11 protein-coding genes are annotated in these 14,891 nt (G+C 70.7%); 2 read left to right on the forward strand and 9 right to left on the reverse strand.

All coding sequences use genetic code 11. The features are described from left to right. Positions 1 to 603 precede the first annotated feature (603 nt). The 5 genes from ACWEVN_RS21450 to ACWEVN_RS21470 form a co-directional block, all read right to left on the reverse strand. Complete coding sequence (locus tag ACWEVN_RS21450) at positions 604 to 1,425, reverse strand: carbohydrate ABC transporter permease (RefSeq protein ID WP_452052439.1); 822 nt, start codon at positions 1,423 to 1,425, stop codon at positions 604 to 606. Further along, positions 1,422 to 2,387 (reverse strand): carbohydrate ABC transporter permease, encoded by a 966-nt coding sequence (locus ACWEVN_RS21455; protein ID WP_452052440.1) that lies wholly within the window; start codon positions 2,385 to 2,387, stop codon positions 1,422 to 1,424. The genes ACWEVN_RS21450 and ACWEVN_RS21455 overlap by 4 nt, the downstream gene beginning before the upstream one ends. Further along, entirely contained in the window at positions 2,369 to 3,637 is a 1,269-nt protein-coding gene (locus tag ACWEVN_RS21460) for an extracellular solute-binding protein (protein WP_452052441.1), read from the reverse strand. The genes ACWEVN_RS21455 and ACWEVN_RS21460 overlap by 19 nt, the downstream gene beginning before the upstream one ends. A 106-nt stretch (positions 3,638 to 3,743) precedes the next feature. Next, entirely contained in the window at positions 3,744 to 5,834 is a 2,091-nt protein-coding gene (locus tag ACWEVN_RS21465) for an alpha-galactosidase (protein ID WP_452052442.1), read from the reverse strand. 55 nt (positions 5,835 to 5,889) lie between these two features. Next, a complete protein-coding gene (locus ACWEVN_RS21470) occupies positions 5,890 to 6,834 on the reverse strand; it encodes a methionyl-tRNA formyltransferase (protein ID WP_449681770.1) in 945 nt (314 codons plus the stop codon). Between the two features lie 114 nt (positions 6,835 to 6,948). Here ACWEVN_RS21470 and ACWEVN_RS21475 point away from each other — a divergent pair, with 114 nt between their 5' ends. Beyond that, positions 6,949 to 8,247: a lysine N(6)-hydroxylase/L-ornithine N(5)-oxygenase family protein gene (locus ACWEVN_RS21475; protein WP_449681769.1), complete on the forward strand. Its 1,299-nt coding sequence runs from the start codon at positions 6,949 to 6,951 to the stop codon at positions 8,245 to 8,247. On the opposite strand, the gene ACWEVN_RS21480 is transcribed toward ACWEVN_RS21475, so the two are convergent. The 4 genes from ACWEVN_RS21480 to ACWEVN_RS21495 are packed head-to-tail and all read right to left on the reverse strand — an operon-like array spanning position 8,234 to position 11,650. After that, entirely contained in the window at positions 8,234 to 8,719 is a 486-nt protein-coding gene (locus ACWEVN_RS21480; protein ID WP_452052443.1) for a DinB family protein, read from the reverse strand. The two genes, ACWEVN_RS21475 and ACWEVN_RS21480, sit on opposite strands and share 14 nt — an antisense overlap. 21 nt (positions 8,720 to 8,740) lie before the next feature. Beyond that, the gene (locus tag ACWEVN_RS21485; protein WP_449681767.1) at positions 8,741 to 9,550 is read right to left on the reverse strand and encodes an ABC transporter ATP-binding protein; all 810 of its coding nucleotides are present in this window, start codon (positions 9,548 to 9,550) and stop codon (positions 8,741 to 8,743) included. 4 nt (positions 9,551 to 9,554) lie between these two features. Beyond that, positions 9,555 to 10,613, reverse strand: coding sequence for a FecCD family ABC transporter permease (locus ACWEVN_RS21490; RefSeq protein WP_449681766.1), 1,059 nt, complete (start codon positions 10,611 to 10,613; stop codon positions 9,555 to 9,557). Further along, complete coding sequence (locus tag ACWEVN_RS21495; protein WP_449681765.1) at positions 10,613 to 11,650, reverse strand: FecCD family ABC transporter permease; 1,038 nt, start codon at positions 11,648 to 11,650, stop codon at positions 10,613 to 10,615. Before ACWEVN_RS21495 ends, ACWEVN_RS21490 begins: the two co-directional genes overlap by 1 nt. A gap of 136 nt (positions 11,651 to 11,786) precedes the next feature. Between ACWEVN_RS21495 and ACWEVN_RS21500 the strand changes: the two genes are divergently transcribed. Further along, positions 11,787 to 14,891, forward strand: a 3,105-nt coding sequence (locus ACWEVN_RS21500) for a non-ribosomal peptide synthetase (protein WP_452052444.1), incomplete at its 3' end; no start/stop codon positions are given.

The raw sequence follows: 14,891 nt of genomic DNA on the forward strand, positions 1-14,891 counted from the left end.
GCAGTGCTCTCGAATCTGAGCGGTGCTCTTACGTTGTGTGTGAGCGGTGCTCTTGAACGTGAGCACGCTTTGCCCTTACCTGTGAGCGGTGCTCTCGAACGTGAGCAGTGCTCTCGAACGTGAGCAGTGCTCTTGTTGCGTGTCGTCAGCGCCCTCGAACTCGAGTGTGGCGTGAGATGGTTTCGGGTCGCCGCCTCCTGATCGGGCTGCTGCGGAGATGGTTGACGCCCCGCTCTCAACCGTGGGAACCGCTCCTTTCTTCAAGGCGATCACCGCTCTTTAAGGTGAGCATCGCTCTTCAAGGTGGGCACCGCTCTCGAATGAGAGCACTGCTCTCGAATGAGGGCGCCGTCGTTGCCGGATCGAGAGCAGTGTTCTCGAACCGGAGCTGTGCCCGCGTTTGTGAGTGAGCGGTGCTCTCATTGGTGAGCGGTGTTGTCGCGACCTCGGTGCGGTGCGGTGCGATGTGGGGTGCGAGCCGGGCCCTCATTGGCGATCGGTGCTCTTGATGGTGAGCTGCGCTCACATCCGAGAGCGGTGCTCTCGGATGTGAGCAGGCGTCACACCTTGGATGTGAGCGGTGCTCTCGTGCGAGAGCGGTGCTCACCCCTTCGTTGCCCCGCCGGTCAGGCCCTTGACGAACTGTTTCTGCAACGTCAGGTAAAAAAACAGCACCGGCAGCGTCGCCAGGAACATCAGGGCGAACACGCTCCCCAGGTCCGCCTGGTACTGGCCGATCGAGCGGTAGATGCCCGTCGTGATCGTGGTGCCCTGGCTGGGGCCGAGGATGATCAGCGGGTCGATGAAGTCGTTCCAGATCCAGACGCCCAGGAAGATCAACACCGAAGCCGTGGCCGGGCGTAGCAGCGGGAATACCACCCGCCAGAACACCTGCATTCGACTTGCTCCGTCGAGGCGGGCCGCCTCCTCCAGTTCCACCGGGACGCCGCGGATGAAACCCGTGAACACGAACACCCCGAAGGGCACGTAGTACCCGACGTTGAACAGGATCAAGCCCTGCAGGGTCGCCATCAGGTGGGTCACGCGCAGGACGTCGGTGATCGGGATCAGGATCACCTGGGGCGGGATCATCAAGCCGGCCAGCAAAACCAGCGTCAGGACCTTTGTCCAGCGCTTGGCCGAGCGGGCCAGGTAGTGGCCGAGCATGGCCGACAGCACCGTCAGGACCAGGATCGACAGCATCGTCACCAAGATGCTGTTCGTCAAGCTGACCCAGAAGAGGCCGTCCGGGCGGGTCAGGACCGCGTGGATGTTCGACAGCGTCGGCGGGGCCGGCAGGGATGCCGGCTCCTTGGCGATCAGGTCGCCCTGCTTGAACACGTTCGCCAGCACCAAGTACAACGGGATGAAGAACACCACGCTGACGAGCAAGGCCACCGTGGGACGCACCAACGAGCGGGTCACAGGTCCACCTCCCGGCGGCGCAGGAAGTTCAGCACCACCGTCGTCACCAGGGCCACGATCACCAGCATCAGCACGGCCATCGCGGACGCGTAACCGACGTGGTTCGAATCGAAACCCGTCTGCAGGACGTCGAAGGCGATCGTTGCCGTGGCGCCGGAACCCGGGCCGCCGTTGGTGATCACCTTGACGTAGTCGTACGTCTTGAACGCCGAAATCAACAGCACCACCGTGTTGATCGTCAACGACGGGGCCAACAGCGGCCAGGTGACCGCGCGGAAGCGGCGTACCGGCCCCGCGCCGTCGATCTCCGCCGCCTCCAGCAGTTCCGCCGGCACGCCCTGGAGACCCGCCAGATACACCACGACGCAGAACCCGAGCATCTGCCAGCACACGATCGACGCCACCGAATACAGGGCCACGTCCGGGTCGGACAGCCAGCCCGGCGGGTGCGCGACACCCAGCGCGCGCAGCAGGGAATTCAGCGGGCCGCGGTCGTCGAGCAAGCGGGACCAGACGATCGACACCACCACCGAACTGAGAATCACCGGCGTGAAGAACACGCTGCGCAAAGCGTTGTACAGCCAGCCCTTCCGGTCCAGCAGCAGTGCCACGCCCAACCCCAGCACGTTGGGCACGATCACCACGACCAGCGTCAGGATCGTGGTCACCTGAAGCGCCGTGAGGAACTGCGAATCGGTGAACAACAAGCGGTAATTGTCGAAACCGACGAACTTCACCGGGGGGTTGAACGGGTTGTAGTTCGTCAGGCTGTAGCCGAAGCTGATCAGGATCGGCGCCATCACAAAACACAAGTACACGAGCACACCCGGCGCGCCGAACGACGCGAAGTGCGCCAGCCGCGGCAGGACCGGGCGGCGCCGGCGGCGGGGCCGGGCCGCGGCCGAGGGCGGGGACGGGCGGGAAATGACGGCGGTCAAGGACGTCAGCCCGCCTTCGCCCACTCGGTGTCCAGGAACGCGCACGCGTCGGCCACCGGCTTGCGGCCGGTGATGACGTCCTGGGCGGCCTGGTCGACCTTGTCCTTCATCCCGGGCAGCAATCCGTCGTCGGCGGTCTCCCAGCGGAACGCGTGCACCACGGCGTTCTGCTGCACCGCCTGCGCGTACAGGTCGTAGCCGGCCTTGAACGTCGGCCCGACGCCGGGCGGCGGCGTGTAGCCCTTGACCGCCGGGAACAGGCCGTCGGCCTTCACCGAGGCGTCCAGCTGGTCCTTGTCGAGCTGGAACCCCAGCGCGAACTTGCGGGCGGCGTCGAGGTTCGCGGCCTTGGCGTTGACGATCATCCCGCCGCCGGTGTACGCCGGGACGACGAGCTTGCCGTCCTCGGAGGGGAAGTTGAAGACCCCCACCTCGAAGTCGTGCTTCTTCGAGTCGGCGTTGGCGGCGAACCAGTTGCCCATCGGGTACATCGCGCTCTGGCCGTCCAGGAACGCCTGCTCGGTCGCCGCGTAGTCGCGTGACACGCTCGTCTTGTCCACGTACCCCTTGGCCGCGAGGTCGGCGAGCTTCGCGAACGCGTGCTGGAACGCGGGATCGGCGAACTTCACCTTGTCCTGACGCCGCTGGGCGAGCCAGTCCGGCATCGTGTTGTAGACCTCGGTGCTGACCAGACCGGACAGGATCATCGACGACGGGAAGCCGTCCTTGCCGCCGCCGATGGTGAACGGCGAGAAGCCCTTCTCCTTGAGCTTGCCGGCGTCGGCGACGAGCTCGTCCCACGTCTTCGGCGGCGCCGCGATGCCCGCGTCGGCGAACATCTTCTTGTTGTAGTAGATCGGCGGGATGGTCTGGGTGTTCGCCGGCAGCTGGTAGTACTTGCCGTTCACCGGGTTGGCCTGCGGGAACTGGAAGTCCTTCAGCTCCTCGGGCGTCCACGCGTAGAGGTTGCCCGCTTCGGCGAAGCCGGCCGAGTCGACGGCGATCATCACGTCCGGGAACTGGCCCGACTGCAGCAGCTGCTTCGCGTACGGCGTCCGCCCGTCGGCGGTCGGCGCGACGAGCTTCTTGACCTTGATGCCCGGGTTCTTGTCCGTGACGCGCTTGATCGCCGCGTCCCAGTAGGCCGGCGTGAGGTTCGGGGTTTCGAACGTCAGGAAGGTGATCTCCGCGTCGCCGCCGCCGGTGTTCGAGCCGACCGAGCACGCGCTCACCGCCAGGAGCACCGCCGCGCCCAGCGCCAGGGACCTTCTCATGTCCAAGCCACCTTCCACCATATGTGATGTATGACGCATTTGATCGGACGTATTCGACGATGTCAAGCGCCAGACGGCCCCGAAACCGCAAGAAAGCCGAGATAGATCAGATCTTTACGCGATCGAGTCGGAGCAGCGTGCTGGCGAAATCACCGGCCGGCAACGCCGGCGGGAGGCCGTGCGAGAGCAGCACCGCGCCGCTGTGCGTCCGGCCCGAATCCGGGTCGAGGTACCGCGCGACCGGATCGAGGCCGCCCAGCCGCAGCGGCCGCTCCGGCGCGTTGAAGTGCGCGGACTGCCGGTAGGCGAACACGACCGTGCGATCGCCGTGGACGTACTGCAGGGCGGTGACGCCGTCGTCGACCGGCGGCCGCAGCCGGTACAGCGCGCCGTGCTGCACCACCGGCCGGATGTCCTTGTACCGCGCGACGAGATCGCGGGCGAGCTCGAGGTCGTCCGCGGGCCAGCGCACGATGTCGCCGCCGAGGCCGAGCACACCGGCCATGGCGACGTGGAACCGGAACCGCAGCGGCACTGACCGGGCCGTCACGAAGCCGGGGTTGTCGGTGACCCACGCCGACATCGCGCGGGCCGGGTAGAGCTGCCCGTAGCCGTGCTGGATCCGCAGCCGGTCGAGCGCGTCGGTGTTGTCGGAGGTCCAGACCTGGTCGGTGCGGGCGAGCACGCCGAGGTCGATCCGGCCGCCGCCGCCCGCGCACGACTCGATCCGCAGGCCCGGGTGGTCCGCGCGCAGCCGGTCGAGCAGCGCGTACACCGCGTGGGTGTGCTCCACCCACAGCCGGTCCTGGTCGGGTTCGCCCGGCCAGCCCGCTTCGCTGAACGGCCGGTTCATGTCCCACTTGAGGAAGTCGATGCCGTGCGAGCCGACGAGCCGGTCCAGCCACTCGTGCGCCCACGCGGCGACGTCCGGGCGGGCGAAGTTGAGCACCAGCTGCCGCCGCAGCTCCGAGCGGCGCCGGTGCGGGTGGTGCAGGACCCAGTCCGGGTGGGCGCGGTAGAGGTCGCTGTCCGGGTTGACCATCTCGGGCTCGACCCACACGCCGAACCGCATGCCGAGCCCGTGCACGGCTTCGACCAGCGGCTTGAGCCCGTCGGGGAAGCGGGTGCGGTTGACCTCCCAGTCGCCGAGGCCGGCGTGGTCGCCGGTGCGGGCGCCGAACCAGCCGTCGTCCATCACGAACAGCTCGACGCCGAGCGCCGCCGCCCGCTCGGCGAGGGCGCGCTGGCCCGCCTCGGTGACGTCGAATCCCGTGGCCTCCCACGAGTTGTAGAGCACCGGGCGCAGTTCCTCCGGGTGCGGCAGGACGTGCGTGAGGACGTAGGCGTGCCACGCCCGGCTCGCCGCGCCGAACCCGCCATCGGTGTACAGCCCGGCGGACACCGGGGTGGTCAGCGGCCGTCCGGGCCCGACGCGGTGGACCACGCCGTCCTGGCCGAAGCCGCCGCTCACCGTCAGCCGCCCGGTCGACGAGCGGGTGGTGGTCAGCCGCCACGACCCGCTCCACGCCAGCGCGACGCCGTAGACCTCGCCGTGGCGCTCGGTGGCCGTGCCGTCGTCGACCATCACCCAGGGATTCGCGTGGTGCCCGGTGATCCCGCGCCGGCTGGCGAAGACGGTTTCGCCGTGGGGCGCGAACCCGCGCTGCAGCTGGGTTTCCGCGGCCCAGCGGCCGGTCACGTGGCTGAGCCGGTAGTCCTCGAAGACCGGCAGCGCCCAGGTGGCCGAGTCGGCCCGGACGACCTCGACGTCGGTGTCCGCGCTCAGCTCGGTCCAGCGTTCGAGGACGTCCCCGCGCAGCCGGTAGTGCAGGGTGATCCGCAGCGGGTAGTGCCGGTCGGCGAAAACCAGCCGCAGGTGATCGGCGGTGGCTTCGTGGGAGGAGAACCGCCATTCGAGGGCCCGTGTCCCGTCGGCGAAGCGGACCTGCAGGGCCGGTGTCCAGTACCGCGTCCCGCCGTCGGCGGCGAGTTCGGCGAGGCCCTCGTTCGGGTCGTTGAAGCCGTCCCACCAGGGCAGCGTTTTCCCGGTCAGCTCGGCGACGTCGGCGTCGGTCAGCGCCGGGCCCCAATACACGTGCGCCGGGACGTCGTCCTCGTCGAGCCGCAGCGCGTACGTGCTCGATTCCCCGGTGAGCACCCAGGTGCGGTGCCCGTCGAGGAAGCTGATCCCGGCCATGCGGGACATCCTGCTCACCGGCGCGGCCGCCGCCAAGGGATGTCCCGCTCACCGGTCACGGGCGGTCGGTGAGGTACCCGCCCATCGTCTTGAAGTACTCCGACGCCGGCAGCTCGGTCCCGTCGGCGGTGCGGACCCGCTCGACGAGCAGGCCGGGGGACCGGCCGCGGCGGGCGTCCGGCCCGGCCACGATCACCACGCCGTCGCCCTCGCGGATGAAGATGCGGCCCGGCGTGCCGCCGTAGTGGCCCTGCGACACCGACGCCTTCAGGATCCGCAGCTCCTCGCCGCGGTGGTAGGCGAACGCGTTCGGGTACGGGTCCGACAGCGCGCGCACGAACCGCTCGAGGTCCGCGGGCGGCAGCGTCCAGTCGATCAGGCTGTCCCGCTTGGCGCGCTTGTGGAAGAAGCTCGCCTTCGACCGGTCCTGCGGCACCGGCGTGTACCCGGTCTCGATCAGCGAGATGGCTTCGGCGGTGATCGGCGCGATGAGGTCGACCGTGCGGTGGAAGAGGTCGGTCGTGGTGTCGGACGGCCCGACTGGGATCGCGCGCTGCAGCACGACGTCGCCGGCGTCGAGCTCGCCGTCCATCATGTGGGCGGTGACGCCGACCTCGGGCTCGCCGTTGATCATGGCCCAGATGAGCGGCGAGAAGCCCGCGTACGCCGGCAGCAGCGAGTCGTGGATGTTCAGCGTGCCGTGCCGCGGCAGCTCGAAGATCTCCGGCGGCAGCCAGGTGCGCCAGTTGTTCGCCACGATCAGGTCGAGGTCCGCGGCCTTGAGCTCGGTCAGCAGTTCGGCGTCGTCCGGGCGGGTGCGCAGCAGTACCCGGATGCCGTGCTCCGCGGCCAGGTCGGCGACCGAGTCGGCCCAGATCCGCTCGTAGGCGTGGTCGCTCTTCGGGTGGGTGACCACGACGGCGACCTCGTGGCCGGCGTCGATGAGCGCCTGGAGGGTCCGGTGCCCCCAGGTCTGGTAGCCGAACATCGCCACGCGCATTCGAGAGTGCCTTCCTTGGTCGGGGGACGAACATCACCACGAACGTACTAGGCGAGGCTCGCCTAAGTTAGGTTAGGGTTCCCTGAACCGTACCGGAGCGCGCGAGGGAGCAACATGACTGCAGAGGTCCCGATCTACGACGTCGTCGGCGTGGGCTTCGGACCGTCGAACCTGGCCCTCGCGATCGCCCTCGCCGAGCACAACGCGGGCGCCGGCGAGCCGGTGACCGCGCACTTCCTCGAGCGGCAGCCACGGTTCGGCTGGCACCGCGGGATGCTCATCGACACCGCGACCATGCAGGTGTCGTTCCTCAAGGACCTGGTCACCATGCGGAACCCGACCAGCGAGTTCAGCTTCCTCAACTACCTGCACGCCGCCGGCCGGCTGGTCGACTTCATCAACCACAAGAACCTCTTCCCGCTGCGCGTGGAGTTCCACGACTACTTCGAGTGGGCGGCCGCGAAGGTCGACGACGTCGTCTCCTACGGCACCGAGGTCGTCGCGGTGAAGCCGGTGTACGACGGTTCCGAAGTGGCCTACTTCGACGTCGAGGCCTCCGACGGCTCGTCGCTGCGCGCCCGGAACCTGGTCGTGGGGACCGGTCTGCGCCCCCAGCTGCCCGAGGGCGTCACCGCCGGGCCGCGGATCTGGCACAACAGTGAGCTGCTGTTCCGTGTGGACGCCTTGCGCGGCGCCGACCCGAAGCGGTTCGTCGTGGTGGGCGCCGGGCAGAGCGCGGCCGAGGTCGCCGCGTTGCTGCACGACGAGTTCCCGCGCGCCGAGGTGTGCGCGGTGTTCGCCCGCTACGGCTACAGCCCGGCCGACGACAGCTCGTTCGCCAACCGCATCTTCGACCCCGAGGCCGTCGACCAGTTCTACCGCGCGGGCGAGCCGGTGAAGGACCGCCTGATGCGCTACCACGGCGCGACGAACTACTCGGCCGTCGACATCGACCTGATCGACGAGCTCTACCGGCGCGTCTACCGCGAGAAGGTGCTGGGCGTGGAACGGCTGCGGCTGTTCAACGTCTCGCGCCCGGTCGAGGTCACCGACGCGGGCACGGTGACGGTCGAGTCCCTGACGACCGGCGCGCAGACGGTGCTCGAAGCCGACGCGGTCGTGTACGCCACGGGCTACCGGCCCGCGGACCCGACGCCGCTGCTCGGCGAGCTGGGCGCGCGCTGCCTGCGCGACGGGTCCGGGCGCCTGCGCGTCGAGCGCGACTACCGGCTCACGACGGACTTCCCGCTGCGCGGCGGGATCTACCTGCAGGGCGGCACCGAGCACACGCACGGCATCACGTCGTCGCTGCTGTCGAACACCGCGGTGCGGGTGGGGGAGATCCTGCAGTCCGTCGTGGACCGGCGGGTGGTCGCGGAGCCGGCGGGGGAGCTCGCGGTCAGCGCGCGGTGATCTGTTCCCGCAGGATGTCGCCGTGGCCGGTGTGGCGGGCGTACTCCTCGATCAGGAACAGGTAGACGAAGCGGAGGGTGACCTCGCCGACGACCGGGTGGGTCCACCGGTCGTCGAGCGAGAAGCCCGCCGCGATCTCACGGGAACGCCGGGCGGTCCGCTCGTGCTCGGCGATCACGCCCTCGACCGTTTCGTCGTCGGCGACGGTGAAACTGACGTCCCCGGGCGTCGAGGGGCCGTCGATCTCGGCCTCGCCGAGCCCGGCGATCAGCCACTGGAACCACCGGCGCTCGGCGACGGCGGCGTGCTTGACCAGCGCGATCGGCGTGGTCAGCGACGGGACCAGCCGGCGCCGGGCGTCGGTTTCCGACAGGCCGCGCACGTTCTCGACGAGCGCGAGGCGGCCGCGGTCGAGCATGGCCTCCAGCAGTTCTCGCTCGGCGCCGATGGTCTTTTCGGGCAGCGCATACATGGGCCCCAGCTTGCCCGAGAATCAGCCCTGGTGCACCGGTGCCGGGTGGTGGCGGCCGATCGGGATGACCATCGGCGTCCCGCTCACCGGGTCCGGGCGCACCTGGCAGCGGACGTCGAAGACCTCCTCGACGAGCTCCTCCGTGATGACCGCCGCCGGTTCGCCGGAGGCGACCACGCGGCCGGCCTTCATCGCGATCACGTGGTCGGCGTAGCGGCACGCCTGCGGCAGGTCGTGCAGCACCATCACCACCGTGCGGCCCTCCGCGCGGTTGAGGTCGACGACCAGGTCGAGCACGTCGATCTGGTGCGCCAGGTCCAGGTACGTGGTCGGCTCGTCGAGCAGCAGCACCGGCGTGCCCTGCGCGACCGCCATCGCGATCCACGCGCGCTGGCGCTGGCCGCCGGACAGCTCGTCCACCGGGCGGTCGGCGAGGTCGGTCATCCCGGTGGCCGCGAGCGCCGACGCGACCGCCCCTTCGTCCGAAGTGGACCATTGCCGCCACCAGCTCTGGTGCGGGGCGCGGCCGCGGGCGACGAGGTCGGCCACCGTCATGCCCTCCGGCGCCACCGGGGACTGCGGCAGGATGCCGAGCCGCTGGGCGACCTGGCGGGTCGGGAGGTCCTGGATCGACCGGCCGTCCAGGTAGACCCCGCCCGACTTCGGCGTGAGCAGCCGGGCCATCGTGCGCAGCAGGGTCGACTTCCCGCACGCGTTGGCGCCGACGATCGCGGTGATCTTCCCGGGCGGGATGTCGAGGTCGAGGCCGTCGATGACGACCCGGTCGTCGTAGGCGACGCGCAGGTCCTGCACGCGCAGGGACGGTGTCATCTTCTCAGCCTCCGGAGCCGGATCGGTTGGCCCTGGCCAGCAGCCAGAGCAGCAGCGGGGCGCCGAGCGCGCCGGTCACGATGCCCACCGGCAGCGGCGACGCCGTGATCGTGCGGGCCAGGATGTCGCTGCCCAGCACCACGACCGCGCCGGTGAGCGCGGACGCCGTCAGCGGCGGGGACGCCTGGCGCGCCAGGCGTTGCGCGATCTGCGGCGCGGTCAGCGCCACGAAGGAAACCGGGCCGGCGGACGCCGTCGCGAAGGCCACCAGACCGGCGCCGGACAGCAGCAGCCCGAGCCGCACCGGCTGGACCGGCGTGCCGAGCCCGGCCGCCACGTCGTCGCCGAGCTGCAGCGTCCGCATCCAGCGGGACAGGGCCAGCACGAGCGGCAGCAGCACCGCCAGCGCGCCGGCCAGCGGGACGACGTGCTCCCAGCCGCGGTTGTTCAGGTTCCCGACGAGCCAGCCGATCGAGGCCTGGGCTTCGGTGATCTGCGCGCGGCTGAGCAGGTAGTCGGTCAGGCTGGTGCACATCGCGAAGATGCCGATGCCCACCAGGATGATCCGGTAGCCGGTGGTGCCGCGCCGCCACGCGAGGGCGTACACGAGCAGCCCGGTCAGCAGGCCTCCCAGCAGGCCGAGCGTGGTGGTGCCGAGGCCGCCGCCGAAACCGAAGGAGATGCCGGCGACGACGGCGGTGGCCGCGCCCGCGTTGATGCCGATCATGTCCGGGCTGGCCAGGGGGTTGCGCGTGATGGTCTGGAACACCGCGCCGGACGCGCCGAACGCGAGCCCGGCGAGCAGGCCGGTGAGCGCCCGCGGCAGCCGCAGTTCCTGCACGATGTAGGCGGTGCCGCTGTCGCCGCCGCCGAACACCGCGGACAGGACGTCGGACACGCCGAGCGGGACGTCGCCGATCGTCATGCCCCAGCAGAACAACGCGAACGCCACCACGGCGAGCACCAGCGAGACGGCGACGAGCCGGAGCCGGACCCGGCCGGACACGGGGGGTTTGGCGAGGCGGAAGGTGACGCGGTCGCGCCGCACCTGCAGCAGGCTCATCAGGACTCCACCAGCTTGCGGCGGCGGACCAGCCAGATGAAGAACGGCGCACCGAGGAAGGCGACGATCACCCCGGCCCGGACCTCGCCGGGCCGCGCCATCACGCGGCCGAGGATGTCCGCGGCCAGTAGCAGGCAGGGCGCGAGGACCGCGGTGTAGGGCAGCAGCCAGCGGTGGTCGGGCCCGATCACGAACCGCACGGCGTGCGGGACGATCAGGCCGAGGAACACGATCGGGCCGGCGACCGCGACGGACGCGCCGGTCAGGAGCGTGACGGCCAGGGCGCCGCGCAGCCGCAGCGGGCCCAGCCGCCGTCCGAGCGCGACCGCGACGTCGTCGCCGAGCGCGAGGCTGTTCAACGCCGGCCCGGTGGCGATCGCCAGCACCGCCCCGACCAGGAGGAACGGCAGCACCCGCAGCAGCGAGCCGCTGTCGACGCCGGCGAGCGACCCCGCCGACCAGAACCGGAAGCGGTTGAGCGCCACCGGGTCCGACAGCACCATCGCGCTGGTGAACGAGCCGAGCAGCGCCGTGACGGCGGCCCCGGCGAGGGCGAGCTTGACCGGGCTCGAGCCGCTGCGGCCGCGGGTGCCGAGGAAGTAGACGACCACGGTCGCGGCCAGCGCGCCGGCGAAGGCGAACCAGATGTAGCCGTAGAGCGAGCTGACGCCGAGCACGGTGATGGAGAAGACGATGGCGAACGCGGCGCCGGCGCTGATGCCGAGCAGGCCCGGCTCGGCCAGTGGGTTGCGGGTCAGCGCCTGCATGAGCGTGCCGGACAGGCCCAGCGCGGCACCCACCAGCACCGCCAGCAGCGTCCGCGGCATCCGGACACTGTGGATGATCACCGCGTCGGCCGAACCGTCGTCGTGCCAGAGCACCTGCCAGACGGCGCCGAACGAAATCTCCTTCGACCCCAGCCAGACGCTCAGCAGGCACAGGAAAACCAGCACACCGAGAGCGGCCAGCAGACCGAGCGCGCGGCCCGTGTGTGGCGGGCGTCGCTTGAGAGCGATCCCTCCGGGGTCTGTTCGCACCGCACCTCCGACTGGTACTGATTTTAGGTAAGGCTAACCGATGGTACAGGAGTGCATCCTCACCATCCGTTTGTTAGGGTCACCTAAGTTTGCGCCTCGTTCGGGGCGCCGTGAGCAGCGGGAGGCTGGTCTACCGGTGAGCAACGGTGACGCTGTGCAGCAGCAGGGGTCGAGGCTCGGGTTCTGGCGTGACCGCCTCGCCTCGGCGCCGAAGGAGCTGCCGCTGCCGGTCGACCGGCCGCACCTCGCGGAGCCCGTCTTCGCCCGGCTGGACCGGCCGCTGCCCGCCGCCGACGAGCTGACCCTCCTCGCGGCGTTCACGGTGCTGGTGTCCCGATATGCGGGAACGACGGACGTCGTGGTCGGGATCGGCGCACTGGTGCCCCTGCGGGTGGATCTCGGCGGCTCGCCCGGGTTCGCCGACGTCGTGACCCGGGTGCGCGAGGCGCGCGAGGAAGCGCTGACGCACGAGGTGCCGTTCGCCGACCTGGTCGCCGAGCTGGGGCCCGAGCCGGGGCGCGGGGGCTCGGTGCTGGTCAACGTCGGTTTCGAGGCCGAAACGGACCTGGCCCTCGACGTGAACCTGACCCGCGACGGCGTGGTCTACCGCGCCGACGTCCTCGACGAATCCACTGTGGACCGGATGCTGGACCACCTCGGCACCCTCTTCGCCGACGCGCAGGAGCGTCCACAGTGGCCGGTGGCCCGGCTGGACCTCATGACGGCACCGGAACTGCGCCGGATCCTCGAAGAGTGGAACGACACGGACTTCGCGGCGCCCCTGGCGACGCTGCCCGAGCTGTTCGCCGCCCGCGTCCGCGAGACGCCGGACGCCGTGGCCCTCGTCTTCGAAGACGAGGAACTCACCTACGCCGAGCTCGACGCCCGCGCGAACCGGCTCGCCCACGTCCTCGTCGGGCGCGGCGCCGGGCCGGAACAGGTCGTCGCGCTCGCCGTGCCGCGTTCGATCGGGATGATCGTCGCCGAGCTGGCCGTCCTCAAGGCCGGCGCCGCCTACCTGCCGCTGGACCAGGACTACCCGGCCGAGCGGATCGCGTTCATGGTGTCCGACGCCCGCCCGGTCTGCGTAATCACCACCGGCGAGCTCGCCGGGCTCTTCGACGGCGACGTCCTGCTGCTGGACGAGGTCGGCCTGGACGGCGTCCCGGCGACCGACCCTGCCGCCGCGATCGTCCCGGCCAACGCCGCCTACGTCATCTACACCTCGGGCTCCACCGGGCGCCCCAAGGGTGTCGTGGTCTCCCACGCGGGGGTCGCGAAGCTCGTCGCGACGCAGTCCGAGCGGTTCGGCGTGGGCCCGCACAGCCGGGTGCTGCAGTTCGCTTCGCCGAGTTTCGACGTCGCGTTCTGGGACCTGTGCCTCGGGCTGCTTTCGGGCGGCCGCCTGGTGATCACGCCGGCCGAGCGCCGGGTGCCCGGCCCCGAACTGGCCGAGTACGCGCACGCCCACGGCGTCGACTTCATGATCCTGCCGCCCGCCCTGCTCGCCGAATTCCCCGAGGACTGCGATCTGCCGCGGAACAGCGTCCTGCTGGCCGGGACCGAACGCGTGTCGCCGGAGCTGGTCCGCCGCTGGGCGCCCGGGCGGCGGATGTTCAACGCCTACGGCCCGACCGAAGCCACGACCAACTCGACGCTCGGGCTCTGCGACCCGCAGATCGCACCCGGCTCGGCCGTGCCGATCGGCGTGCCGGACCCCGGCACCCGCGCGTACGTCCTCGACGCGGCTCTCGCGCCGGTCCCGGTCGGGGTGGTCGGGGAGCTGTACCTCGCCGGAAGCGGCCTCGCGCGCGGCTACCTCGGGCGGCCGGGGCTGACTTCGGAGCGGTTCGTCGCGGACCCCTTCGGTTCCGGTGGACGGCTGTACCGCACGGGTGACCTGGTGAAATGGCTGCCGGACGGGCGGCTGGTGTTCCTCGGCCGGGCCGACGACCAGGTCAAGATCCGCGGCTACCGCATCGAGCTCGGCGAGATCGAGTCGGTGCTCGCCGACCACCCGCGGGTCGGCCAGTCGGTCGTCGTCGCGCAGGGCGGGCAGCTGATCGCCTACGCCGTGCCGGTGCCCGACCGCGACCAGGCCGCCGAGCAGGGGCACGTCGACGAATGGCACGACGTCCACGAGGAGATGCTCGCCGGCTCCCACGGCATCGAGGAGAACTTCGCGGGCTGGAACTCCAGTTACGACGGCTCCGAGATCCCCCTCGGCGAAATGCGCGAGTGGCACGCGGCGACGATCGAGCGGATCCGGTCTTTGCGGCCGAAGCGGGTGCTGGAGATCGGCGTCGGCAGCGGCCTGATCCTGTCCCGGATCGCCCCGGACGCCGAAACCTACTGGGGTGTCGACCTTTCCGAGAGCGCCGTCGAGAACGTCCGGCGCGAGGTCGCCGCGACGCCCTTCGCCGACCGGGTGCACCTGGCGGCCCGGCCCGCCCACGACCTGGGCGAGCTGCCGGAGTTCGACACGGTGATCATCAACTCCGTCGCGCAGTACTTCCCGAGCGCGGACTACCTCGCCGAAGTCGTCAAGACCGCCGCCGCGCACCTGGCTCCCGGTGGGACGATCTTCCTCGGCGACCTCCGCAACCTGCGTTCGCTGCGGGCCTTCCGGACCGCCGTCGAACTGCACCGCGGCCGGACCGACGTCGCCGCGGTGGACCAGGCGATCGCGCGCGAGGGCGAGCTCGTCCTCGACCCGGACTTCTTCCCGGCGCTGGCCCGCGGCCTCGACGGCTTCGGCGACGTCGACCTGTGGGTCAAGCGCGGCACCGCGCACAACGAGCTGACCCGGCACCGCTACGACGTCGTCCTGCGGAAGGCCGATCGGGCCGAGCCGGTCGCCGAGCAGGTCGTCGCGTTCGGCGACCTCGGTGCGGTGGAACGGTTCCTGGCCGCCGAGACGCCGGAGCGGCTGCGGGTCACCGCCATCCCGGACGCGCGGCTGGCCGGCGAGCTCGCCGCGGTCCGCGCCCTGGACACCGGCGACACCGAGGCCGCCCTGGCCGCCCTCGACGGCCGGGACGGCGTCGACCCGGAAGCCCTGCACACCCTCGGCGAGCGGGCCGGCTACCGCGTGGCCGTCACCCTGGCGGCCGAGGGCGGCGAGCTGGAGGCGGTCTTCACGCGCCCCAATGTGGCGTTCGGTGCGCTGGACGCACCCAATGTGGCGTTCGGTGCGTTGGACGCACCCAACGCCACATTGGGGCGTTCGGGCGGCCCCGCC

This window comes from Amycolatopsis sp. NPDC003861 (assembly GCF_053605405.1).

What these genes read in the sequence shown, in the direction of transcription:
- ACWEVN_RS21460 (WP_452052441.1), bottom strand. Translation starts at nt 3,637, where the DNA reads ATGAGAAGGTCCCTGGCGCTGGGCGCGGCGGTGCTCCTGGCGGTGAGC.
- ACWEVN_RS21465 (WP_452052442.1), bottom strand. Translation starts at nt 5,834, where the DNA reads ATGGCCGGGATCAGCTTCCTCGACGGGCACCGCACCTGGGTGCTCACC.
- ACWEVN_RS21470 (WP_449681770.1), bottom strand. Translation starts at nt 6,834, where the DNA reads ATGCGCGTGGCGATGTTCGGCTACCAGACCTGGGGGCACCGGACCCTC.
- ACWEVN_RS21475 (WP_449681769.1), top strand. Translation starts at nt 6,949, where the DNA reads ATGACTGCAGAGGTCCCGATCTACGACGTCGTCGGCGTGGGCTTCGGA.
- ACWEVN_RS21480 (WP_452052443.1), bottom strand. Translation starts at nt 8,719, where the DNA reads ATGTATGCGCTGCCCGAAAAGACCATCGGCGCCGAGCGAGAACTGCTG.
- ACWEVN_RS21485 (WP_449681767.1), bottom strand. Translation starts at nt 9,550, where the DNA reads ATGACACCGTCCCTGCGCGTGCAGGACCTGCGCGTCGCCTACGACGAC.
- ACWEVN_RS21490 (WP_449681766.1), bottom strand. Translation starts at nt 10,613, where the DNA reads ATGAGCCTGCTGCAGGTGCGGCGCGACCGCGTCACCTTCCGCCTCGCC.